Source organism: Caballeronia choica, from assembly GCF_001544535.1.
GTDB lineage: Bacteria > Pseudomonadota > Gammaproteobacteria > Burkholderiales > Burkholderiaceae > Caballeronia > Caballeronia choica.
This window is the reverse complement of record NZ_FCON02000554.1, coordinates 1-794: the sequence shown is the minus strand read 5'-3', so window position 1 is coordinate 794 and position 794 is coordinate 1. Positions and strand designations below refer to the sequence as shown.

The following is a 794-nucleotide window of genomic DNA, read 5'->3' as shown; positions in this document are numbered from 1 at the left end:
GCCCCGACCAACCTCGGCACCCGTGCCGCCGAATTCACCCAGCAGTCCCTGTGCGATCGGCTGCAAGGCGGCGAACCGGTTGCCCGTCTTGACCGCATGGATGCCGACGCAGCAGGCGTCGCAATGATCAACCGCCGAGAACACCCAGACCCAGCCGTCATCCACGGTCTCGATGCGCACGCCGTCGGTGCCCCACATTTCGTTCGGGCGGCTCGTCGTGATCGTGCCGTCGTGCAGAGACGACTTACCCTGAGGCCGACGATGCGGCGACAGCAAAGCGTTCTCCCGCATCAGCCGCAGCACGCGGGTGCGCGAGACGCGGATGTCGCGCAGGATACGCAAGCGCGCCCATACCTTGCGGTGCCCCTCGCCGATAAACGGCGAGGCCGCCAGATCAGCCCGGATGGCATTCAGAAGGTCGGCGTCGGGCATCCTTGGCTTCGGGCCGCGCCGCTGTGCCACGAGTGGCACCACGTTGCTCGACTCGCGCGCACGAGCGGCATAGATCGTCGAACGCGGGAATCCGAGCACCCGACAGACTCGCTCCAGCCCATAAGGCTTGCCGATGCCAGCGGAGATCGTTCGGCTCATTTCGACGACCTCCGGTTGACCAAAGGGTGTCGGGCCTGCCGTTCCTTGCGCAGCAGTTCGTTTTCCATGACCAGCTCGCCAATGCGCCGGGTCGCCTCGCCAAGCTTTGCCTCCAGCGGATCGTTCTCGCGCTCCTTGAGGCCAGCATCGATACCGGCCAAGGCACGCTCGCGCTATTCTTCGAGCCGGTATATCGGTACCGA

At 65.5% G+C, this 794-nt stretch carries 2 protein-coding genes; both read right to left on the bottom strand.

Annotated elements, in window-relative coordinates; genetic code table 11:
* On the bottom strand, positions 1–591 hold a 591-nt coding region (locus AWB68_RS45675), incomplete at its 3' end, for an IS3 family transposase (protein WP_087650520.1).
* On the bottom strand, positions 588–752 hold the full coding sequence (locus AWB68_RS48725; RefSeq protein WP_160110212.1) for a hypothetical protein: 165 nt from the start codon (positions 750–752) through the stop codon (positions 588–590). The genes AWB68_RS48725 and AWB68_RS45675, both read right to left, overlap by 4 nt.
* Positions 753–794 lie beyond the last annotated feature (42 nt).